Source organism: Streptomyces sp. NPDC002835 (genome assembly GCF_053591995.1).
Genome location: NZ_JBSFUW010000050.1, coordinates 12,840 through 33,816 on the forward strand (window position 1 = coordinate 12,840; position 20,977 = coordinate 33,816).

The window sequence follows — 20,977 nt, forward strand, 5'->3', positions numbered from 1 at the left end:
AAGGGAGCACCCCCGACACTTCATCCCTGCACAAACGCGGCGCTCACAGCTGTCGGGTTGCACAGCCCTCACGAGCGGCAGATGCGTCAGGGCCCCTACAACTCCATCCAGGAGCAGGGTTGGCCAGTACCGGCCAACGGCGACCACACCGCGGCGGACGGACCGCTCGCCTCCAAGTCGTCGAGGATGGCCGCGCCCAGCGGCACCTCCGACGCCATACTGGCGACCAGGGCGTGGCCGGTCACCATGGCCCGTAGGTCCTCGATCCTCCGCCCCAGGCTCGGCCTCGCGGCACCGGTGAGGACGAACAGGATTCGGGGGAAGCGGGGGTAGAAGCGCTGCCAGGCGAGCCCCGCAGCCTGATCACCGACGGCGCCGCGTCGTCCGACCGGCTGGGGCGCATAGTCGAAGAAGCGGGCGTAGGCGATCAGCTTCCTCGCGAGACGTTCCGAGCTCATGGTCGCGCGGTCCACCTCCACGAAGGCGCGGTACTGCAGCCTGCGAGGAGCTGTTGCCGTGTAATAGAGCAACGCGTCGGCGATGAGACGGTCGTCGCCGCCGGTGTCCGGCAGCCTGTGGGCGGTCTCGGGCAGCCAGTCGAGCGGCCCGTACTCGTCAGCGCGCCGCTGAGCATCAGCAAGGAACGCCAGATGCGTCCGCGTCACCGCGTGAGTGTGCGCGGCCCGGAGCGACGCATCGAACCCATTGGCAGGCGCTGGTACGGTCCGGCCGCGGAACTCTGGCCAGTCACCGACAGTCCGCGCGCCATGCGCGGTGAGGAACCACAGGTGGTCGAACCCCGTGGGCGCCTTCTGCCGTCCCACCAGATCCTCTGCCTCGAGCGCCGCGAGCCGCTTGGTCACCACCCGTCGGCCAGCGTGCGGGCTCAGCATGATGTGAACCTGCGCCGTGGTCAGAAGCCGATGCTGACCCAGGAGGGCCAACGCCCGCCGTGCGGACGTCTCGCCAATGGCCCCCGGACGCGTGGATGTCGTCGAACCGGCGGAGTACGTGTGCTCTGGGGCATCGTTGACCGTCATCGGTGCTGTCCTTCGTAGGTATCGGTGATGCTGCCGGTCTGAGCGGTTGTTCCGGCGTGCTGGCTCGCGAAGGTGAGAACCCGCTCCTCCTGACCGTCCGCGATCCGGATGAGTTCCGGGAGCCGAACGGCCCCGGTGTTGTGCAGTGCTGCGCGGACGAGCCGCGCCGTGCGGGCCCTATTGGCCGCCCGCCGGGGGAACACCTCCGCCAAGAGCGGACCGCGGATCTGTACGGGCCCGATGCGCTTACCGCCGACGGTGAAAGAGGCCCAGTGCTCGAAACGGTCCAGTTCGGCCGCGTCTGCGGCCTCCACCCTGCCGCCCCACTCATCGGTGATGTGCTTGATGGCTTCAACGGAGCCGGCCGTCGTCGACAGGCAGGACGCGTTCTGCACCAGCGCGGTCCGTACCTCGGGACTGATGCGATGCAGCAGCTGAGTCATCGCATGCAGACGGACCTGGAACTTCCGCAGCTGCTCGGTGATCTGCGCCAGTGAGACGGAAGCCGCACCGTCCAGTGAGATGAGCTCGTCGAGATAGACCCGGAACGGTCGACGCGCTCCGTCCGGGGTATCCCGCCGCGACAGGCCGGCCCGCAGCATGTCCCGAACCAGCAGAGAAAGCAGCAGGCGGTCCGTCGGCCCGCTTCCAGGCGGGCAGATCCACACGACTCGGGACTCGTCCATCGCCCGGCGAATGTCATAAGTGCCGACCGGCGAGCCCAAGAAGGCCTTCAGCACGGGTGACGAAACCAGGCGGTCGAGCGGATTGAGCACCGTGGGCAGCGCGTCCATCGGAATCTCCGGGAACGACGTCTTCCACCAACGCGCCTCGGACTTGAAACCCTCGCCCAGACAGGCCAAAAGCGTCGCGCGAAACTTCGGATCGGTCAGAAGAGGACGGATGTGAAGCACCGTGGCCTGACAATCCGGCTGCCCTGCCGCTACGGCCTTGGCGTTCAAAGCGACAAGTACCTCGACAGCCTTGGTGAGGATGGTGATGGCCCGAGGGGCGTTCGCATCCCCCCACCCCAAACTCGTCGCGAAGCCGTCGACCAGGGCACTCACCACCTCGTGCCCGGCCTGACCACGGTGCATGCCCAGCGGATTCCAGCACCCCAGCGCCTCCTGGTCGCCGCGGACCGTGAGGTCGAACAAGTCGACCCGCGGCAGCAGGTCCTCTTGAGCCAGGTACGGCGCCACCGTCGCCCAGGAGTCCTTGTGCGGGTCGACGAAAGCCAGCCCTCGACCGTTGTAAGCGGAAGCCGTTGCCTGGCACAGCGCCCGCATCGTCTTCCCCCAGCCGGCCTTGCCGACCTGAACCTCGAACAGCGTGTCGTCCTCTCGAGTGGCGAGCAGCCGCAGTCTGCCGTCCGGCCCGCGGTGCACCCCCTGGGGGAGCAGCTGCTCACCAGGCCTGTACGAGGGGATGTCGCTGTGCAGCAGCGGCAGCCGGGCGTGCCGGGTCGGCGGCTTCAAGAGCCCGGCGAGCTCCTCCACCCGGGCCCAGGAGTCGCGAGCCGGCCGTATAAGCCCGCTCGCCCACCGCGTATCGAACCGATTCCGCCACGGCCACTGATCGGGGCCAAACCGGACGGGCCCCAGAGACCAGCCCAGAGACGACATCCGTACACGTGCAGCGAAGATGTCGAGAGCAGCTTCGACGTGGCGCAGGCGCCGCTCGGCCCGTCCAACTGTGTTGGACTGGCACCGCACCATGATCTGGACACGCACCAGGCCGACGTCCTCTGTCAGCTTGCCGAGGACCTCATCGCGATTGATCCGCGGCGGCCGCGGTGACATCAGCAGCCGGTCACGGCTCTTTCGCAGCGAGAGCAGGTTCGACAGCTGCCACAGCAAAGAGTCCTGGATCGATGCGGCGTCCTCCGTCGCCCACCGAGCCTCCCGCCGTGCGTCGCGACGGGCCCGCTCACGAGCCCCCTGCATGACGCGACGGCGGCGCCCCCTCAACCCCCAACGGACACCCGGCGAGAGATCGACACACACCTCGGCCAAGTCCCCATGCTCCTCTCGGAGGTCAGCCACTGCGTCGATCAGAGGCTGCAGCGGGTCTGGCTCGAGCGGGACCTCCCGCAACTCAGCCCCAGGCAGTCCGTGCAGCGCGAACACGGCGCGGACCGTGTGCTTTCGAGCCTTGTCTCTCACCGGCTGCGTGGCCCGCGTCCGGACTCGAGGCCCATAGGGCGTCTGAACCAGCAGATGCTCAGCAGACGAAGGGCCCTCCACCTGGTACCGCAGCGGGGTGATCCCGTCCGATCGCATCCTGATGCGCACCGTGCGGGCCGCCCGGGGAGTCCACCACTTGCCGGCGCTCGCCGCCCGGATCAGCTGCGTTCCGAACCGCAGTACCTCTTCTGGAGTTGTTGCGAACTGCCGGGAGGGCACAAGCTCGACACACGAACGCTGCTCCAGAGCGCGTGCTGCGAGCCGACGCTGAACATAGAGCCAGACGCAGGCGCAGATGAGCCCCACCAGGCCCAGCCAGAGGGCGTTGGCCATGCACCACAGGCCGACGCTCCACACCCGCTGGATCAGTCCGATCAACAGAGATCCTGTCTCGGAGGCGGCCTCCGAAGTCAACGCCGCGGTGTCCACTTGCTGCCTCCTTCATGCGAGAACCGGACCATGGCGCGCCGGCCGTCGGCGTAGTGGCCAGAAGGGTCCGCACCCGCCCACACCAGGTGCACGACCACGTCGCCGCCCTCCCGGCGTGCGATGGCGGCCTGGATCCTCACCCGGCTGTAGGCCGTGGGGCGCGAATCGGCGAAGTACTCGGGCCAGCGTTCCCGGCCGAACCCGCCGACTTCAGCCATCCAGACCTGGCGGCCGACGCTCCTGAGCTGCTGCTCCACAGCCAGTGGCAGGTTGGGCTTCACGGCTCGGTCCAAGGCGTCTTGGATCGCCGGGTCGGCTCGAGGGCCCGACCCGGGTGGCGGGAGTTCTCCGGAAGCGGCAGCTGCCCCAGGACTTGCAGAGGCGTGAGCAGATGCGGCGGCCGCGGCGGAAGGGGTGGCCATGTGTGCTGGCGCGGATCGCGGAGTCTGCGGGATGCCGGGCGACAGCGCAGTCGCGATCATGACGCATCCACCAGCAGCAAGCAGACCAGCGGCGATGAACAGACCCTGCGTCGGGCGTGAAGACGTGGTCACAGAAGGCGTGCTCCTCCGGCGTAGTCGGGCATGGCCGATACTGGGTCGATGCGGACGGAAGTGCCCGGACGGGGAGCGTTGACCATCTTTCCGTTGCCGAGGTAGATCCCGACGTGATGGATCGTGCTGCTCCGCTCGGGCAGGTAGCCGTAGAAAACGAGGTCGCCCGGCTGGAGTGCGCCGACTCCCGCAGAGGCTGGGATTCGCTTTCCGATGCCGGCCTGCACAGCTGCGGTGCGGGGCAGAGTCACGCCGGCCTGGGCGAACGCGTACACGGTCAAGCCCGAGCAATCGAACCCGACGACCGCTGCGCCGTTCTGCCCACCGGGGGAGCAGCAGATGCCTGCGGACGCGCCCCGGGCATTGCCCCCGCCCCACGAGTACGGCACCCCGCGCTGAGCAAGCGCGGCGTCCAGGACGGTCTTCACCGTGCCGGTCACCTGGGAGAGGTCAGAACCGGAGTCGGCAGCAGCTGCGTACTGGTCGATCCAGCCGAGGACGTCGGCCACGTAGGCGTCCGACCGGTTGTACGCGAACAGGGCTTTCTTCAGCTGCCCGCGGTCACCGAGGTCCCGTCCGTTCCCGCAGAGATACACCCCGGCCGACACAGCGGCGTCGTCGGCATTGTGCGGGTCGACGATGCCGTCCTTGTTACCGTCCCGGCCGAAGGCCTTGAACGTCGCCAGCAGAAACTGGAACGGTCCGACTGCCCTCTCGAACCGCACGTCCTGATCCCATCGGCCGCCGTCGGTGTCCGGGAAGGCGGTGATGTTGCCGCCTGCCCCGGAGCCATTGAGAACGGGCCCGAGGATCGGCGGCCGGATGTCTCCCGATTCGGTCACCGCCGCGCTCGCCGCGTGATGCGACTCGATCCGTGCGATGCCGGCCAGGATGGGCCACCTCATCCCCTTGCATCCCTTCACGGCAGCGTTGATCTGCGGCACAGCGCCCTTGTAGGCCGCGAGCATCCGCACCGGTATCCCCGGCGCTGCGCCTCCCTGATCTGGGCTCACCTCGCCCCCGAAGGCGAGCGGCACGCTGCGCGCTGCGGATAACGCATTGAGCACCGGCACCGCACATCCGGCAGCGCACACCAGCAGCAGCACGGCGAGGCAGCCGGTCTTCCTCCACGCACTCATTCCTCGCTGCCCTCCCGCTCGTCGCGACGGCGTACCCAATGGGGGTCGCTGGGCCAGCTGGCGCGCTGGGCCTGCATCAGGGCATCGAGCACACGGCGGCGCGCGTCGACGGATGGATCCTCCGGGCGTACGGCCGTTGCCGCCGGGCCGCTGTCGCGCGACTCGGGTGGCGGGGCGTACAGAGCCGCACCGACAGCCGCGTCGCGGGCCAGGGCACGCGCGCGCCCAGCCGGGTCATTGACCTGCCATGCCACTGCGGCTCGTTGGCCGACGGTGTCGACTCTGCGCATGGCGCCTTGCGCCATGCCCTGCCACCGCTCTGCGTCATTACGGACCTGGTTCGCCGTGACTCGCAGCTGCGTGCGAGCGTCCCTTGTGAACTGCGTGGCCCCCGCGCGGGCGGTGCGCACGTTTCGGGGCAGCCCCATCGTCGCGCCGTACCCCAGTTGCGCGGCGCGGGCCGCCACTCGGTAGCCCCGCAGCCGGGAGGCGTGCTGATGGATCCGCGGTCCGAGCAGTGGACGGTCGGTCTGCGGGTCGTGCAGGACCTCGCCGGTCCGGTGGTTGACGACCATGCCGTTCGGTCCCTGTCCCCGCGCCCCCGATCCGGCGCCGCCGCCCTCGGCGATGGCACGCAGCAGTTTCAGAGAGGGGTCCTCCTCGGGGGGCTTTGGCCCGATGAGAGCCGCGTGTGCACCGCGTAGAGCCAGACGGCCGCCGTGCGCGCCGAGAGCCAGCGGGGCCAGGCCCCGACGGGCCTGCATACGCGCATCGCTCAGCAGCCGGCTCGGGTCGCCCGGCGACCCTGCTCCGTCGGCCATGCTGGTGAGACTCCCCAGCATGGCCTGACGCAGCCCGAACGCGCGATGTGCGCCGGACGGGCCGACGAGCAGCCCGGACCGCACCCCCGTGAAGGAACCACCTCCATGCATCGCGAGCGCGGCACCGATCTCGGAGCTGTCGCCCGGCATGTGCGTCCCGCCGACCTTGGCGTAGCGCATCTGGACAACGAGCCGCTGCCCGAATGTGGAGACGCCGTTGAGCAGGCGACGATGGAAGGCAAGCCCGACGACGGCCAGAGCATCCAGGAGTAGCAGCCGCTCGACCATCAGCTCGGGCCCGTCCGTGAGAATCACGTCCATGGCGATAGCCAGGGCCGGGATGCCCATGCAGATCACGAACAGGGTCATGATGCTGACGCAGAACAGCCCCAACCACTTCCACACCGCCTGGCGGCTCGGACCGGGCAGCATGCCCCACACGAACGTGACGACGCCGAAGGCGGCTGCCCCGACATTCGCGGCCTGCGTCCCCAGGAGCACCATGGCCGAAGAGAGCAGCAGGGCGCAGATCAGCAGGGCAGCGACCAGGAGGAGCACGGCGCCACCGACACGCCACCAGGTCGGCTCCTTGGCGTACTGGGCGGAGGCCTTCCCGACCGGCCCCGCCTCCTCGAGGTCCTTGAGGAAGGCGGCGAATTGCCGGTCCTCGTCGGAAACGAGGGGACTTCTGCTTTCCAGAAGCTCGCCGCCGGGCGTCAGTTCGGGGAGATCGGCGTCCGGGGCTGAAGTGCTGGGATCGCCGTCGTCGCGGCAGTACTCCTTGGCCGGCCCCTTCAGCATGCCGCACGGGTCCTCTTTGTCGTCACCGTCCGACTGCTCGGCAGGCCGATACGCGCCACTGACCCACTTCAGGTGTACCTGGTAGGCGGCGCGGTCGGACTCCTTGCCCGGGTCGAGGATCCGGCCGTACTGCAGGAGCATGTACGGCTTCACCACCAGAGCGTTGGTGACCGAGTCCAGCAAGGGCCGGGTCACCTGCTCTGCAGTCACCGGTGTGTGCGCCTCACGCTGGTAACAGTCCCGCTCCGCGCTGCCGCTCGTGTTGTCGCACGGCCCCACCGTCGCGATCTTTCCGCCCCAGTCGTACGAATTGACCGTCGTGGTCGCGACTTCCGCCGCGGCCTGCTGAGTGCGCACCAGGGGGCCGTGCTCGGCGAGCAGGTAGTCAGGCCGAACCAACGCGGAAGCAGCCAGAGCCGCGATCACCAAGGTGAGCAGGATCTCGCCGAGTCCGCGCCCGACCCTGCCCCGGACCATGGTGACGAGCCCGACCACGAACGCCCATGACAGCAGCAACCCTTTCAGCCCCAGGCTGTCGACGACAACGCGCTCGTAGGCGTCGGACACCTCCTGGGCAGGACCGGCCAGCATGCCGAACAGAGGAAACCGGAAGGCGAACTCGAGCGCCCAGCCAGCAAGGCCCACCAGGAGCCGCACGATCGTGAACAGGCCGCCGAGGACGAACGACAGGCCCTGCCCCTCGATGTCCAGCACCGAGCCGCCCGAGGCATCGACCTCGTACCCATTGATCGGCACGCCCTCACTGCTGCGCACGTTCAGCGGCGCCAGGAAGTCACCGGCCGCGTTCCCCCCGGTGGCCGCATGCGCGACACTGCTGTTGACAGTCAGGAAGACGATCGTCAGCAGCGACACCCAGGCGACCGACCGCGCTCTACTCCTGTCCAGGCACATCATTGCCGCACCCGCCTTGCCGTGACGATCAGTCCCGCTCCCGACACCAGCGCGGCAGTCGAGAAGCCGAGCAACCACAGCCGTTGCTGCTCTGAGCAGAGGCCCCGACGGAGACCTGACGGCCGGCCGTATTCCGCGGAACCGCACTGCGCCCCGTCCTGACCGACCGGCGCCTGCCTGTGCTGCTTCTCCCTCTCCGCGGGCGGCGCGGAGGGCAGCCACCACGACGCGCCGGCACACGCCAGCAGGGCCAAGCCGGTCAGAACCACCAACCAGCTCTTGGCGATCCCTCCTCCCCGCCTGCTCCTGCTCACAGCGCAGACTCCTGTACAGGGGACACCATCGCCGTGTCCTTGCCGTCCGCCGTCTCGTGCCTGGCAGCCGTCGGCGGGGTGGTGAAGATCGCCCGCTGAATTCGCGGCACGGGAGGAACATGAACACGGACCCGCCCCACCTGCATCCGCGGGTCCCGCAGCAGCATCTCGCCGTCGCGGCCCTTCTGCCCGACCGGCGACAACCCGGTGGTGACCAAGCGCACGAGGTCCTCCGACGAACTGTCCAGTCCGAGGAACTCCAGCCCTTTGCGGGCGCGTGCGGTGTCGCTGGTCCGCGCCAGAACCTTGTACGCCAACAGACCCGCGTCCTTGCCCAGCTCGTCGGTGTCGTGTGCGCCAAGGAGACACCCGGCGCCGTGCTTGCGGCCGTCGTGGAGGATCTCGTGCACCAGCGCGCTGCCCTCCGCAGAGGAGGTGAGCCAGTAGCACTCGTCCATCGACACCGTGCAGAACCGAGACGGGTCGCTGAACGCGGCCTGCCGGGCTATCGCCGCAATCAGATACAGCACCGCCCGGCCGATCAAGGCCTCGAGCGGCTGCTGGCGCAGCATCTCCACATTCGCGAAGGCCTCCCGCGGTGGAAGCGTCAGCCCGGCGGTGGTCACCACCACCATGTCCGCGCCGAGGTCGCCGTCCAAGGTCACCGGGGGCAGCGAGGGATCGAACACCAAGGCGGCCAGCGGGTTGGTCGCAACGATCTGAAGGAGATCCGCCATGGTCGCCGCCGCGTCCCGGCGCGTCGGCGAACCGCTGTCGCCCCGCGCGAGCTCGCGCAGAATCTCCAGCACTCGCGCCATCGACGGGGCCGTGCCGGCTGCCGCTTCTTCCACCGCATGGTGTAGCACGGCGCCAGATGCTGACATCGGGCCCACCCCGAGCTGCAAGGTGAGATATGACAGGGCGTAATGCGCCCCGACAGGCCCGCCGAACACCCGCAGCGGGTCGATCGACAGCGCCGCCTGAGCGGCGTCGATCACCTGGCAGCGATCGCCCGCGGCCGACCGCGCGAAGGAGGCCCACTCTCGGATGGGAGTCCGGTCGATGACGATGGCCCGCCCACCTCGGTCGACGACAGAGGAGGTCAGCAGCTTCTCCAGCACGCTCTTGCCCGCGCCGAGGTCCCCGACGATGCCCACTGACGCCGACGCATTGCGCTGCGGCGCGTCCGCGATGTTCAGCAGGACCGGCCGCACCGTGCCGCAATCAAGATCCGTGCCGACCATCACGCCGGTGGGATCACCCAGCCGTGTGCTCGTGAACGCCCCCGTCGCGGCCCAGTCCTCCGACAGCTGATGCTGCACGAACTCCCGCACCGCCGGCGGCCGCCGAGCGCCGGGCAGACCAAGCAGGAACAGCTGCTCCTGCATGCCGTGGGGGCGCACGGCACGGTAGTCCCCACCGGACAGCAGCCCAGCTAGCGCCCGGGCCCGAGCGTCACACACAGCCGCGTCCGGCCCCCACACACTCAAGACCGTCACTGACTGGACTTCCACTTCGACGCTCGTCCGCGACAGCCGCTCGTCCTCCTCCGCCAGGGCTCCGGCCGCGTCGGGCAGTGAGTGCGGCATGCCCGTCGGCTGAGCCCCGTACTGCTCGGCCTGGTCCAGCAAGTCCTTCTTCTTCCGCTGCACCTGCTCCTTGGCCCGACTCGCGGGAACCAGCTGAAGATCGACCGTGAAGTCCACGGGGAAGTCCAGAGATTCCAGCTGAGCCAGAACATCCGCGTACTCCACCGTCCGAGCAGCAGGCATCTCCGCCAGCGCAAGGTGAGCCTGATAGCCCGTGCCGCTCTCGCACTCCACCTGGAGCCACCGCCGCCCCAGCGGTGACGCCCCGCTCGCACGCCACCAGGGCCCCCGCGCCTTCCTCTCGCGCCGCCGCCCCTTCCCCTGCGCCGGCTCCGAGCCGGCGGGCGCGTAGGACGACGCCCCCTGGCCACCCTCCAGCATCCGGACCTGTCCGAGGTCCGCATACGACGGTGACCGCAGCACTCCGCCCGTGACCCGGCTCCCGAACAGGCGAGAGTTCTCGGCATCGGACAGGAGCGGCTCCTCCAACCCGCGGTGGACCGCATGCTGAACCATCCACACGATCTCCGCAGGACGGGCGGCACGCATCGCCAACCCACCGCTCAACTCCGCCTCGACCCGCCGCGCCTGTTCCGTCATGTCCGCCACGGCTCCGGCGGACACCGGCTTCGGATCGAGTCCCAGCAGGTCATCAAGCTCAGCCCGTGCAGCCGTCACTGCGGGCCCAAGTCCCAGGCGGCTGTGATCGGCATCCAGAGGAACGGCCAGCCACAGCGTTCTCCGGTGCATCTCCTGTCCGGCGAGCATGTCCAGACATGCAGCCGTGGTTTCCGCCCACGCCGGACGGTTCTCCCAGTCGACTCCGTCGACCATCTGCTCCGCGACCTCGCCGGGATCGACCCGGGCGGCCAACCCGTACAGCCGCGGCGCACCGGACAGGGACCGCACCAGGCCGGTGACCCGGTCGAGCAGTTCCTCACGAACTCGGGCAGGGACATATCGGCCGCCGGTGGGATCCACCCGCCAGACCGCCCAGACACCGCTGGCCGACCACACCAGATTCCCGGCCACGTGCCGGAAGGGAACTCGCATCACGACCTCCCCGCCCCGGCGTGGTCACCGGTCTCGGCGAGCAGTCGGGCCAGCCCACTGGCCGGCCCTGCGGCGGGCTGAGGGCTCGATGCCGGCCCACGAAGCGGTCGCGCCTGACCCTTGACGACCGAGGCAGGGCCCTCCTCGATGACCACGGACCCGGTGAGGCTGGCTGCTCGCCGGTCCCGTGCGACATGGCCGCCCACCCGCCCGGCCGGATGCTGCGCCAGCAGCGTCACCCAGCCGAGCAGTGCAGTGAACGGCGACCGTCCCCCGACCTTGGCCCCTCGGGCCGCCCAGATGGATACAGCCCACGCGGCGATCGGAATCGGGCCCATCCACGACCACCAGGAGAAGGTGTAGATGAGCAGGACAGCACCGCCCCCCATGACCACCAGTTGGGCCGGCGTGTAAGGGCCGAACCAGATCACCCAGTCCCCGAGCTTGCCCAGCACCCACGGATGGCGCCGGGCGGAGGTGTAGACCCGGGCGACCCGCTGCCGCCCCGCACCGTGCCCGCTCACGGCTGATCCCCCGCCCCGCCGGGGGCCTGCTCCACCCCGGCAGATCCGGCCGGGTTGTTCACCTCGTCCTCGACCATCTTCGAGAGGCTGTCCCGGGAGTTGTAGATACCCATCGCCAGGACCATGGCGATCAACGCCCCGATGGCAGCTTTGAACGACACCTTCCGCAGGATCGTGATGATCACGATGATGATCAGAGCGATCGGGAGAATCCGGTCACCCCACGATGCGGCCGTGTCGATGAGCGAATCTCCGAAGTCGTCCAGCGCGCCGGCGATCTGAACAGTGCGCATCACTGCGCACCCCCCTGCGCAGACTCCGTCCCCGTGCTGCGCACCGGCGTGGCGGGAGCACCGGCCTCGATGACCGAGACCTCCCAGCGGCCCGACCGCGCAGCCATCACCACGGTGTACCGCAGCGGCATGCGGGCTTGACCGGAACCCTGCGCAGTCACCTTGGCCTGCACGCGTACTCGCGTTCCGTCCCCAGGAACCGGCCCGTCCCCGGCATCGGACTCGGCAGCGACCTCATCCAGCCGCACCGACACGTACGCCGCCCCGCCGACCCCGGCCAGCTCCGTCCCGGGAGCCAGGTACCGGTCAACCCGGCCGACACCGGCCAGGTAGGCATTGAAGAACTCACCCAGCGTCGTGCCGAGTGCGCTGCGGGCAGGCAGAACGTGAGGGAACGAACCGTCCCTCAGGCCGACGGTCCGGGGACCAGCTACCTGTGCCGGGACACCTGTGACAGTGAATGCCCCCGCACCACCCGCGGACGGCGCCACCGCGATCGGAACGGCGAAGTACCGCACCGACGTCTGCGCACTGTCCCGGCCGGCCGGCGCCTCGAAGTGAGCGGCGACCACGACCGACCAACGGCTCTCCTGCAGCTGAGCACTGCGCACGGCCACCGTGCGCACCACGCGCTGCGCATCACCGTGCGTACTGCTGCGTGGGAGGTCGACTTCCGGGGCCAGGGCGCGAACGCTCTGCGCAGTGTCGCTGTCCGGTACCCGGGCATCGCTGCGCAGCCACAGATCGCAGAACAGCTCCGCCACACCGGACGGATCAACGGTGCGCCCAGCAGGTGCCGCTGCGGCGGCCTGCTGCGTAGGCGCCACGACGGTGCGCGGAGTGAGGTGGGAGACGATGAGGGCGACCGGGCCGGTGGCAATGGCCGCCCAGGCGACAGCCCGCGTAGCCGAGACACCGCGTCGCATCGGACGTAGGCGGACCGGAGGCCGGCCCTCGCCAGGCTCTACGGGCCTGCGCCGCAGAGAAGTAGGCATGAGGACTCCACAAGTCGAGGCGAGAGGAACGCCTCCATGGAGCCGCGTACTACTCCCTGATCCGCTCCCAGTCCCGGGCCTGCTACATCACGAGAAGGCGGCGATCCGCGCTGGGAGTAGTGGGGAGTCGGCAGGGAGTTGGCCAGACTCGTACTCCCCGCTGCAGGTCAGACGGGGCGGGGAGCTGGCACAGCTAGTCGGTGCTGCCAGGCGGGGCGGATCGACGGCCTGCGACCCCGGTATTGTCTCCGTCCCGGCGCCGGGCGAAGGCCTGCAGATCGCCCCGGAGGAAGGCAGGGATGTCCCGCCCCGAAGGCCCGGTGACGGTGTCGACCGGGGCGGGGAAGTAGCCGGGGTTCGCTCTCAGGTACTTCCGGATGACACCGGGACCGGCGAAGTGGAACCAGCGGGCAGCATCGTTGATGGAGACCAGGTCCTCATGGCTGCCCTCGTACAGTTCCGGGTCCGTGGGCAGAACCCGCATCCTCTTTCGTGCGCGATGCGCGGCGTAGAACGCTTCGAACTGCTCTTCGTCGTAGAAGTCGACGCGGCCGATGGTGCAGGCCGTCTCCGGGAACGGGGCGGGCGGTCGCTCGCAGCCGGCGTCCTGGTATCGAGGATCGTGGCGGGAGGCGTACCAGTGCTTGACGGTCGATGCCCCCGCGCCGGTGCGTTCGGCGATCCAGTCGCGGTTCACCACGCGGCGTCCGTCTACGACGCGCGCCTGGGGGCGTCGTTTCCTCGCCATCGTGCCTCCTGGGTGTGAACGTACAGGGCACTACACTGGCACCGCTTCGACCTGGTGGGTTGGAGTGCAGATGGCCGACGGGACGATCGGTCGGGTTGCCGCCCGGACCGACACCAGCGATGGTGCTCCCGTCGGCCATCATCTCCTCACCGCGAGGGCCTGGATGCACCCGCGGTGGCCGCTCGGACCACGTTCGCCCGTGACAGCGTGTAGTCACCTTGCGCTGCCTTGTGCAGCTTTCTCGTCCAGGCGACGACGTGGGTGGCGAGGTCCTGCAGCTCGCGTACCCCGCTGTCGTCGCTCTTGCGTAGCCGTTCGCGGATGCGGAGCTCCTCGGCGGCGATCTCCTGCCGTGCGTGGTCGATGACGGAGAGGTAGCCGATGCGCCGCTCGATTCTGCTCCAGGAGCAGCGGCCAAGCCCGGCTTCCTGCTGCATGACGACGAGGGACACGGAGGGCCACCCCATGGATCCCCTGGGGGTGAGCGCGAGGTCGATCAAGCAGGTCACCCGCGTGTCGTGCCAGGGGGCGTGTGGAAACGGCAGGTGCGGGGCGGGCACCGGTGTGTTCCGGCGCTGCTCGAGGTAGGTGGCGAAGCTGTTGCTGGAGGGCGCGGACCCTGAGCGACGCAGGTGCGCGAGGTACCCCGAGATGACCGGCAGCTGCCAGGCCGCTGTCCCGAAAGGCGCGGCGGGCGAGTACCGGGCGACGGTCCGGTGTTGTCCGTCTTCGTCGGCGATGATGGCGTGGATGACGCACAGGGGAGGGCGAAGCGGATTCAAAGGCATGGTGGCTCCTTCGAGCGGCTCGGTGGCCGCGTCTGTGGTGGGTCGGCCCGGCTTCGTCGGTTGCCGCCTCGGAAGCCGGGAGGGGGTTCAGACCAGGCAGGGGAGCACGCGCTCCCCGAGCCAGCGAGCTGCGTTGACACTGACGGCGTTGCCGGCCTGGAGGATCCTCTGGGTCTGGTTGCCGTGGACCTCGTAGTCTGCGGGGAACCGCTGGCAGGCCATCAACTCCTTGGTGCCGAGCATCCGGATGGTGCAGTCGTCGACGGTTGCCGCCGCCCAGCAAAGAGCTAAATACACTCTCTTAGATGTCTAAATCTGCTCTTTTGTGTCCTGATGGAGAGCCTCGGTGGAAGGGGCCAACGGTCGGCCCCGTACCGGCCGGAGCCGGTACGGGAGAAGAGGTGGCTGCCTCTTCATACCGACCATCGGGTGGCGCGTCCGGCCCGCCGGGGCGATCGTCGTGCCCACAGCCAGACGGCCACATCTATGGTGCCCGAACCTCGTCAGGAGGAGGTGCGAGCTGCTGCGACCCGTTCCACGCGGGCACGGGTCCACCTGGGTTGCTGGCGGCCGCCGGCCGCGGGAGCGACCCGTTCGTCGGGCTCGGCGAGCTCCGGCAGCCTTCCTCGCGACAGTGCACTCAGGAAGCTGTTGGAGTCGCTGTACCCGAGGAGCTCTGCTGTTTCCTTGATGCCCACGGTCTCCTCCGTGGTCGCCTTCAGGATGCCGCGTTCGCGGGCCACTTCGGCGACCACGCGCCGGGGCCACTTGTTGACCTCGCGCCCCCGGCCGGGGACCTTGACGACGTTCTCCTGCAGCCGGGGGAGATTGCCCTGGTACAGGGAGCTGGAGAACGAAGTGGAGCTGGAGAAACCAAGGAGCGCTGCGACTTCCTTCGTGCCGAGGAGGTCCTCCGGGTCGCCCTCCCAGCTGACCTCTGGCAGGGCTACCGTCTTCCGGCTGCTGCCCTTGGTGCGGCCCGAGCCGGGTCGGCTCGAGTGCCAGGCGACAACCGTGCCCAGACGCCACTTCATGCCATCGATGGTCTCGTCCGGCTCAGGAAAGTAGCCGGGCAGCTGGCGCAACCACCAGTAGATCGTCGACGGGGCGTAACCAAGGAGTTTGGCGACTTCGGCCGTGGTGAGCAGCTCACCCTGGTCCTTCTCGTAGACGTCGGCCGGCAGTGGCTGCGGAGCCCGCGCCTGGGCGCGCTTGGCGAAGAACGCGGCGACCTCGTCGAAGTGCCAGTAGCGCTTCCGGCCTTCGGTCTTCGCTACCTCGGGGAATCCGGACTCGGCCCGGGCCCCGGACCACTCGCTGATGCGCGAGGGCCGCACGTCGAACTCCTCGCAGATCTCGGCAGTGGTCACGAGCCGGCGATCCGCAGCCTGCGACATGATGCACCTCATCCAGAGTGTCAGGGGCGCCGCGCGAACCCGAGCGGCAAGTTCCATAATGCATACGGCGTGGAAAATTGTCCACTCCGCGGGAAGCGTGCGGCCGACCTGAAAGCTACCGACAGGCCGCGTACCCTCCCGACCGCGGTGCGCTCACCACTGGTCGACCAGACAGATGCCCAGTTCAGCGGCTCGCTCAGCCGCCTCCGTGTAAGCGATAGAGGCCGGCGTGCACTCCCACAGTGCGAAGGCCAACTCGGCCACGGCCTCGTCTCGAGTCAGTCCTACTACCGGCTGGGCACCGGCCTGGGCGCACCGGTCGGCCAACTCCGCAGCACTCAGCCCCTCACAGTGCATGGTGACTTCGGAGCGGAAGGCGGCGAAGCCCGCGCACCAGGCGGCGTGGCCCGCGGGGAGCCGCTGCTCCAGTTCGGTCGGGCCGTCGACAGCTGCGAGCTGCAGCAGCAGGGCGGTGCTCGTTGCGGTCATTGCTTTCTCCCAGCTGTTGTGGTGGCGATCAGGTGCAGAGCGTGCAGACGTCTTCCCCGGCTGCGCGGCGTGCGAGATCGACCAGCTTGCGAGGCTCCTTCCGGAGCGCTGCCCGAACCTGCGCTGCGACATGGTCGAAGGCCGGAGTCTCATCGTCGCAGACTATGCCCGGCTCCGGGGCACCGGACATGGCGGCTTCGTGGATCAGCTGGTGAATGCGGTAGTCCGGCCGGAAGCTGTCTCCGCGAACGGCCTCGACCTCCGCGTACTGGGCGGCCAGCCGCGGCCGCCGACCGACGGAGATCAGCAGATCACGCCGGGAGGCAAAGCCACACAGCGAGCAAGAGCAGCGCGACGTGCCCGCCCGGTCGTACGCCCCGGGAGCCGAGTCGTACGTCCAGTGGCGCAGCTCCGGGTAGTCGTCGAGCCACTCATACACCGCCTCCGTAGACCAGTCGAGCGCGGGCAGCCACTCGTCGACGACGCGGGCGCTGTTGCGCAGCACGGTGCGCATGGCCGGCAGGTCACGCCGCTGGCGGCTCTCCGCCCGTCGCTGGCCTTGCACTTTCAGGATGCGCACCGGTCGGCCCAGCTCCCGCGAGCGGGCCGAGACGTATGGGGTCCAGCTTGCCGATACGACCGACTCCTTCGCCGACTTCGTGCAGTACTTGGTACCCATCCTGGGGAACCTCCCGTACAGCGCGATCTCAGTGAGCAGGGAGTGGGGCATTCGCCTGCCGTCGGGGCCGGGCACGGTCCGGGTCACTTCACGGTGCTGAGCGGGCGGCAGGCCGAACGCCAGGCTCTGCGCGGCGGCGAGTTCGGCGACGCCGAGCCACTCGCGGCCCGCGAAGTGGACTCCTGGCCAGTCGAGCACCGGGAGCGCAGCATGGTAGCTGCGCACGCGGTCGACCACGCCGGCACGCCGGGCGGCGTCCATGCACAGTCACATTGTCACGGCGCTGCCCTTGCCCCCTGACAGCTGCGGGGCTATCACGTCGTACTGAGTCAGGTCGGGAATGGCGACCTGCTGGTGAGCGGACACGGGGTGCTTCCTCCTGGGAGTTGGGTGATGGTGTCTCCGCCGAGCGCACTGCTGGCGGGCGGTGGCTGCGCGGGAGGGCCTGAGTGATCGGGCAGTGAGTCGAGCCATGCCAGCAGGCGCGGCAGGTGAATGTCCGGACCGAAGGCGAGCAGCGTTCCGTCACAGCTGGAGCAGCCCAGCGCGTTGGCCCAGCCCATTCGACGCAGGGAGTTCACACGCCCCATGTGGACGGTGACGCCGCGCTCCGCGGCCTCCTCGGCGAGCCCAGCGGCGGCGGGGCCGGTCTTCCATTCGGTGCTGCCGGCGAGGAAGAGAACGTCGAACTCCTCCCATGGCAGCCGGGAGTTCTCGCAGCCGTCCTGTGCTGCGAAGGCCGCCGGAACGCCGAGCTCCCGGATGCGCGATAGCCAGGGCAGCGACTCCACGAGGGTCGCCGCGCTATCGAGCGGAACGTCAGGGGCGACGGCCCACAGACAGTGGGCGGGGCCGTATCGGTCCACGGTGGCGCAAAGCCACGCCCACCACCGTTCGGCACCAGGCCAGCCCTTGCCGAACTTGCCGTTGTCGCAGGCATACAGCGCACCGTCCGGGATGCGGTTGCCCTGAGCCGGTGTCGTCATGCAGCCCAGCAGGCCGCGGCTCATCGCATCCCGGACCGCGCCGCCGGAGGGCGTCGCCAGGTACAGCACAGCAACCCCCTGCTCAGCCGGTCGGCAGTCGCGTGGACGGATCGCCGACGGCCGCACGCCAAGCCGCCTCGAACCCGCTCGTCTGCTTGTCGCGCACACGCGCAGGACCAGTGACGAACAGCTCCTCGGTCACGGGCAGTACCGTGCCGCGGGTGCGCACCCACGCTCGGGTACGTCCGTACGGGTCGCTCTCCACAGGAACGCCGTGGCGGTCGGAAAGGGACTTCAGGCGCCTTCCGAGCGGACCAGGGCGGCCGATGTCGATGCGCTGGACCGATCGCTTGGCCCGGCCGCGCATGCCCGGGTCCTTTGCGGACGCGGGCAGGATCCGCCGGACGTGATAGAGAGCCCAGGGGCAGTCCAGCTCGTCCTCGAATGCGGCCAGGACGCGGCGGTCGTTGGCGCGGTCGGGATCGAACTGCTCGAGCAGGCTGCGGCGCCCGAACAGCCGGGCGTTCGGGTTGAGCCCCATGGCCGTGTACTCAAGCCGCAGGACCTCTCCGGCGATGTCCGGGTGCTGCCGCATCCGGGCAAGGTGCGCCGGCAGGGCACCCATCGATACCGGGTAGCAGCAGAAGGTGCAGTAGGACTTGTCCCAGGTGACGCCGAAACGGTCTCTGAGGAACTGCTCGCACCGCTCCCGGCCCCACCTCCAGTCGTCGATAAGGGGGTACCAGCCGGTGCGCAAAGGGTTCTTCGCCGCCGCCTGGTCGCGGAACTTGCGTCCTTCCTCGTCGGCGTTGAAGCCCATGAACTGGCGGAACGGGCGGTCGATCGCTCCGGCTATCCACCGGTCGCCCACCTCGCCTTTTGCGCGCAAGCTGCACAGCCTGCTGCCAGCCTGCTGAGGGACGGTGCCGTTGGTCTCGTACTCCTCCCACAGCGTCCACTCACCGCGGTCGACCACTTCGTGGGGCTGGCGGGTGTCGGAGAGAACGGTGATGCCCGCGGCCTTGTGCTGGCCGCCACGCGCAAGCTGCACCAGCCGGACACCTCTGCGGCGCAGCAGGGGCAGGGCGTAGGTCTCTGCCAGTTCCCGGGTGCGGGGCCACTCGCTGCCCGTGGCCTGGTGAAGCACCACGGTGCGCGCGAGGTCTACGCCGTACGCGTGGGGATCATCGAGCATCTTGACCAGGAAGGCGGTCGAATCTACTCCCAGGCCCCAGTTGACGACGGTGTCGATGGTCTCGCCGCACTGGAACAAGGGGAACGCCGTGGGGTGATCGTGTGACATCGGTACCTCGTGAAGTCGCGTCGCCGGAACGGCGGTGGATGTGAAAGCGGCCCCGGTTGCGGGCGTAGCGGAGACCCGGCCCCGGGCCCGGGTGAACTCCCGGGCGGGCCGGTGTGGTCAGGCCCCGGCGACCGTGCAGGTGGGTTCCCGCCGGCTGGGTGGGGGCATCGCGGCCGCACCGGCCGTGATGCCGCTCGTGTCGTGCAGGAGGCAGAGGGGCGGGGAGCTGCTCGCCCCGCGTGTCCGGTGCCGGGGCGCGCGGTCACGGCCCCGGCACGTCAATGGAGGACTGGGTCAGGCGGCGGGCGTCCAGGTCGGGACGTCTGCCGGAGTGCGTGCTGCCCAGCCGCGTGGGACGCCTACGGCTGCCGGGTGGCGCTGCGGGGGAGGTTGGGCCGTGTCGCGCAGGCGGTGGTTCGGCGGGGGAGCGGCAGGTTGCCGCCCCGTGAGCTGGGCGGGCAGCGTGTGGTCGACGTAGGCGACGTGGGTGTTCAGATCGATGCCGACGCGGCTGGCGGTCATGTGGAGCTCGCGGTCACAGGCGGTCAGGTGGCCCGTCACGACCACGTGGACTCCGTCGGCGAGGGAGGCCGCGACGTGCTGGGCCAGGCGGCCCCAGACGGTGCAGAGGAAGATGACAGGTGCGCCGTCGCGCCACTCGCCGGTCGGCCGGTGGTACTCCCGGGGAGTGGATGCGAGCTGGAAGCGGGCGACGGGGCGGCCGCTGGGTGCGTGCCGTAGCTGTGGGTCGCCCTGGACGATGCCGTGGACGGTAGGAGTGATCTCGCCGCTCATGGCGACTCCAATCGTGTTCCATAATACATAATTTGGCGGGTGTCTTGACTTTCTGACCCGGAAGGTCAAGACACGGGCTGGGGCCCCGGGTCGTTGAAGGGGGCGCTCCAGTCGACGTAGCGGAAGTCGGTCGCCTCGTGCATGCGCAGCACGAGCCACGGAACGTCTTCGCTCAGCATCACGACGGCCTCGGAGCCTATGGCTGCGGCGTCGGACCAGATCAGGGCGTCGTCCAGGTCCTCACCGAGGACCACGATGCCCGGCCGGCGGCGGAAGTCGTTGTCTGGGGAGGAGAGCCTGGAGCAGTACATCCGGTGGGCCAGTACGAGGGGCGGTGACATCCACTCGGAGGGGGTCAGCTCGCTGAACTCGCGAGTCAGGAGCGGGAACGTGCGTGCTGTCGGCAGCAGTTCGAGGGGAAGCCGAGGGGCAACGATGAGGATGGGTGCGTTCACTGTCGGTCCTTCTGGGTTCCGGGTGGCGTTCGGTGGCTCGGGGCTGTGTTGTGCGAGAGGGTGGGTACGCCATCGGGGAAGAGAGCCGCGTATGCCAGGCGTGCGCGGTGCAGTCGGGCACCGCCCACGACGTGGGCAGCGATGGGCAACCGCCGGAGAGGCGCGAGGCAGTCAAGCTCGGCCGTCGGGGTGGGGTGGGCTGGAGCACGTACGGGCCGTGGCCCCGCACGAGGCTGCGGAGCCACGGCTAGAGGACTGAGCGGCGTCGGTCAGGAAGCGGTCGGAGGTTCGGCGGGGGGCTGCTCCAGACCGAGGAGTTCTCGGATGCCGGACATCAGAGTCTCGAGGTCAGGCCGGGAGGCACGCCGGATGACGCGGATGCGTAGCACGGGGACGTTCAGGTCCAGGCCGAGAACGACACCAGCCTTTGTGGTCTTGATCCGGTAGGCCGTAGCGGTGTCGATGAACCAGCAGGCCCATCCCTCCGCGATCGCGCCGGCGCGGGCGTCCGTTCCACTGCTCGGTGCCTTCGGGCATGGGCATTGGGGGTCAGCGCAGGAGCGGTTGACCGGGTGTCCGGCGGGGACTCCTGACGAGCGGTAGGTGTCCGCGTTGCCGTTGAGCATCGGGCACGCCAGGCGGGCGTAGGCCAGGCACTCGGGGTGGAGAGCTGGCTCTGCCACATAC

Annotated in this window: 20 protein-coding genes; all 20 read right to left on the reverse strand. The window is 69.3% G+C overall.

Annotated features, from left to right (window positions below; translation table 11 throughout):
* Nucleotides 1-95: 95 nt before the first annotated feature.
* Nucleotides 96-1,040: a replication-relaxation family protein gene (locus ACWD01_RS33470; protein ID WP_451167212.1), complete on the reverse strand. Its 945-nt coding sequence runs from the start codon at nucleotides 1,038-1,040 to the stop codon at nucleotides 96-98.
* Complete coding sequence (locus ACWD01_RS33475) at nucleotides 1,037-3,655, reverse strand: ATP/GTP-binding protein (protein WP_451167214.1); 2,619 nt, start codon at nucleotides 3,653-3,655, stop codon at nucleotides 1,037-1,039. The genes ACWD01_RS33470 and ACWD01_RS33475 overlap by 4 nt, the downstream gene beginning before the upstream one ends.
* The gene (locus ACWD01_RS33480) at nucleotides 3,637-3,936 is read right to left on the reverse strand and encodes a hypothetical protein (RefSeq protein ID WP_451167216.1); all 300 of its coding nucleotides are present in this window, start codon (nucleotides 3,934-3,936) and stop codon (nucleotides 3,637-3,639) included. Before ACWD01_RS33480 ends, ACWD01_RS33475 begins: the two co-directional genes overlap by 19 nt.
* A gap of 269 nt (nucleotides 3,937-4,205) precedes the next feature.
* Nucleotides 4,206-5,315 carry a C40 family peptidase gene (locus tag ACWD01_RS33485; protein WP_451167218.1) on the reverse strand — a complete coding sequence of 370 codons (1,110 nt, stop codon included), beginning with the start codon at nucleotides 5,313-5,315 and terminating at the stop codon, nucleotides 4,206-4,208.
* Between the two features lie 29 nt (nucleotides 5,316-5,344).
* A complete protein-coding gene (locus ACWD01_RS33490) occupies nucleotides 5,345-7,843 on the reverse strand; it encodes a hypothetical protein (protein ID WP_451167219.1) in 2,499 nt (832 codons plus the stop codon).
* Between the two features lie 349 nt (nucleotides 7,844-8,192).
* Nucleotides 8,193-10,838, reverse strand: coding sequence for an ATP-binding protein (locus ACWD01_RS33495; RefSeq protein ID WP_451167221.1), 2,646 nt, complete (start codon nucleotides 10,836-10,838; stop codon nucleotides 8,193-8,195).
* On the reverse strand, nucleotides 10,838-11,362 hold the full coding sequence (locus tag ACWD01_RS33500) for a hypothetical protein (RefSeq protein WP_451167222.1): 525 nt from the start codon (nucleotides 11,360-11,362) through the stop codon (nucleotides 10,838-10,840). The genes ACWD01_RS33495 and ACWD01_RS33500 overlap by 1 nt, the downstream gene beginning before the upstream one ends.
* The gene (locus ACWD01_RS33505) at nucleotides 11,359-11,655 is read right to left on the reverse strand and encodes a hypothetical protein (RefSeq protein WP_451167224.1); all 297 of its coding nucleotides are present in this window, start codon (nucleotides 11,653-11,655) and stop codon (nucleotides 11,359-11,361) included. Before ACWD01_RS33505 ends, ACWD01_RS33500 begins: the two co-directional genes overlap by 4 nt.
* A complete protein-coding gene (locus tag ACWD01_RS33510; protein ID WP_451167226.1) occupies nucleotides 11,655-12,419 on the reverse strand; it encodes a conjugal transfer protein in 765 nt (254 codons plus the stop codon). Before ACWD01_RS33510 ends, ACWD01_RS33505 begins: the two co-directional genes overlap by 1 nt.
* 424 nt (nucleotides 12,420-12,843) lie before the next feature.
* A complete protein-coding gene (locus ACWD01_RS33515; RefSeq protein ID WP_451167228.1) occupies nucleotides 12,844-13,398 on the reverse strand; it encodes a hypothetical protein in 555 nt (184 codons plus the stop codon).
* A 146-nt stretch (nucleotides 13,399-13,544) separates the two neighbouring features.
* Nucleotides 13,545-14,186: a hypothetical protein gene (locus ACWD01_RS33520; protein WP_451167230.1), complete on the reverse strand. Its 642-nt coding sequence runs from the start codon at nucleotides 14,184-14,186 to the stop codon at nucleotides 13,545-13,547.
* Nucleotides 14,187-14,273: 87 nt separating this feature from the next.
* Nucleotides 14,274-14,483, reverse strand: coding sequence for a DNA cytosine methyltransferase (locus tag ACWD01_RS33525; protein ID WP_451167232.1), 210 nt, complete (start codon nucleotides 14,481-14,483; stop codon nucleotides 14,274-14,276).
* Nucleotides 14,484-14,689: 206 nt separating this feature from the next.
* Nucleotides 14,690-15,556 carry a helix-turn-helix transcriptional regulator gene (locus tag ACWD01_RS33530; protein ID WP_451167234.1) on the reverse strand — a complete coding sequence of 289 codons (867 nt, stop codon included), beginning with the start codon at nucleotides 15,554-15,556 and terminating at the stop codon, nucleotides 14,690-14,692.
* Nucleotides 15,557-15,736: 180 nt separating this feature from the next.
* Complete coding sequence (locus ACWD01_RS33535; protein WP_451167236.1) at nucleotides 15,737-16,072, reverse strand: hypothetical protein; 336 nt, start codon at nucleotides 16,070-16,072, stop codon at nucleotides 15,737-15,739.
* Nucleotides 16,073-16,100: 28 nt separating this feature from the next.
* Nucleotides 16,101-17,012, reverse strand: coding sequence for a phosphoadenosine phosphosulfate reductase (locus ACWD01_RS33540; RefSeq protein ID WP_451167238.1), 912 nt, complete (start codon nucleotides 17,010-17,012; stop codon nucleotides 16,101-16,103).
* Between the two features lie 68 nt (nucleotides 17,013-17,080).
* Complete coding sequence (locus tag ACWD01_RS33545) at nucleotides 17,081-17,806, reverse strand: hypothetical protein (protein WP_451167240.1); 726 nt, start codon at nucleotides 17,804-17,806, stop codon at nucleotides 17,081-17,083.
* Nucleotides 17,807-17,819: 13 nt separating this feature from the next.
* Nucleotides 17,820-19,040 (reverse strand): hypothetical protein, encoded by a 1,221-nt coding sequence (locus ACWD01_RS33550; protein ID WP_451167242.1) that lies wholly within the window; start codon nucleotides 19,038-19,040, stop codon nucleotides 17,820-17,822.
* A 294-nt stretch (nucleotides 19,041-19,334) separates the two neighbouring features.
* Nucleotides 19,335-19,835, reverse strand: a complete 501-nt coding sequence (locus ACWD01_RS33555; RefSeq protein WP_451167244.1) for a single-stranded DNA-binding protein — start codon at nucleotides 19,833-19,835, stop codon at nucleotides 19,335-19,337.
* 65 nt (nucleotides 19,836-19,900) lie between these two features.
* The gene (locus tag ACWD01_RS33560) at nucleotides 19,901-20,290 is read right to left on the reverse strand and encodes a hypothetical protein (RefSeq protein ID WP_451167246.1); all 390 of its coding nucleotides are present in this window, start codon (nucleotides 20,288-20,290) and stop codon (nucleotides 19,901-19,903) included.
* A 269-nt stretch (nucleotides 20,291-20,559) separates the two neighbouring features.
* Nucleotides 20,560-20,973 carry a hypothetical protein gene (locus ACWD01_RS33565; RefSeq protein ID WP_451167248.1) on the reverse strand — a complete coding sequence of 138 codons (414 nt, stop codon included), beginning with the start codon at nucleotides 20,971-20,973 and terminating at the stop codon, nucleotides 20,560-20,562.
* Nucleotides 20,974-20,977: the final 4 nt, after the last annotated feature.

Bases quoted from the DNA above. Each gene is read 5' to 3' on its own strand.
- ACWD01_RS33470 (WP_451167212.1), bottom strand. From the start codon at position 1,040: ATGACGGTCAACGATGCCCCAGAGCACACGTACTCCGCCGGTTCGACG.
- ACWD01_RS33495 (WP_451167221.1), bottom strand. From the start codon at position 10,838: ATGCGAGTTCCCTTCCGGCACGTGGCCGGGAATCTGGTGTGGTCGGCC.
- ACWD01_RS33505 (WP_451167224.1), bottom strand. From the start codon at position 11,655: ATGCGCACTGTTCAGATCGCCGGCGCGCTGGACGACTTCGGAGATTCG.
- ACWD01_RS33515 (WP_451167228.1), bottom strand. From the start codon at position 13,398: ATGGCGAGGAAACGACGCCCCCAGGCGCGCGTCGTAGACGGACGCCGC.
- ACWD01_RS33520 (WP_451167230.1), bottom strand. From the start codon at position 14,186: ATGCCTTTGAATCCGCTTCGCCCTCCCCTGTGCGTCATCCACGCCATC.
- ACWD01_RS33535 (WP_451167236.1), bottom strand. From the start codon at position 16,072: ATGACCGCAACGAGCACCGCCCTGCTGCTGCAGCTCGCAGCTGTCGAC.
- ACWD01_RS33540 (WP_451167238.1), bottom strand. From the start codon at position 17,012: ATGGACGCCGCCCGGCGTGCCGGCGTGGTCGACCGCGTGCGCAGCTAC.
- ACWD01_RS33550 (WP_451167242.1), bottom strand. From the start codon at position 19,040: ATGTCACACGATCACCCCACGGCGTTCCCCTTGTTCCAGTGCGGCGAG.
- ACWD01_RS33555 (WP_451167244.1), bottom strand. From the start codon at position 19,835: ATGAGCGGCGAGATCACTCCTACCGTCCACGGCATCGTCCAGGGCGAC.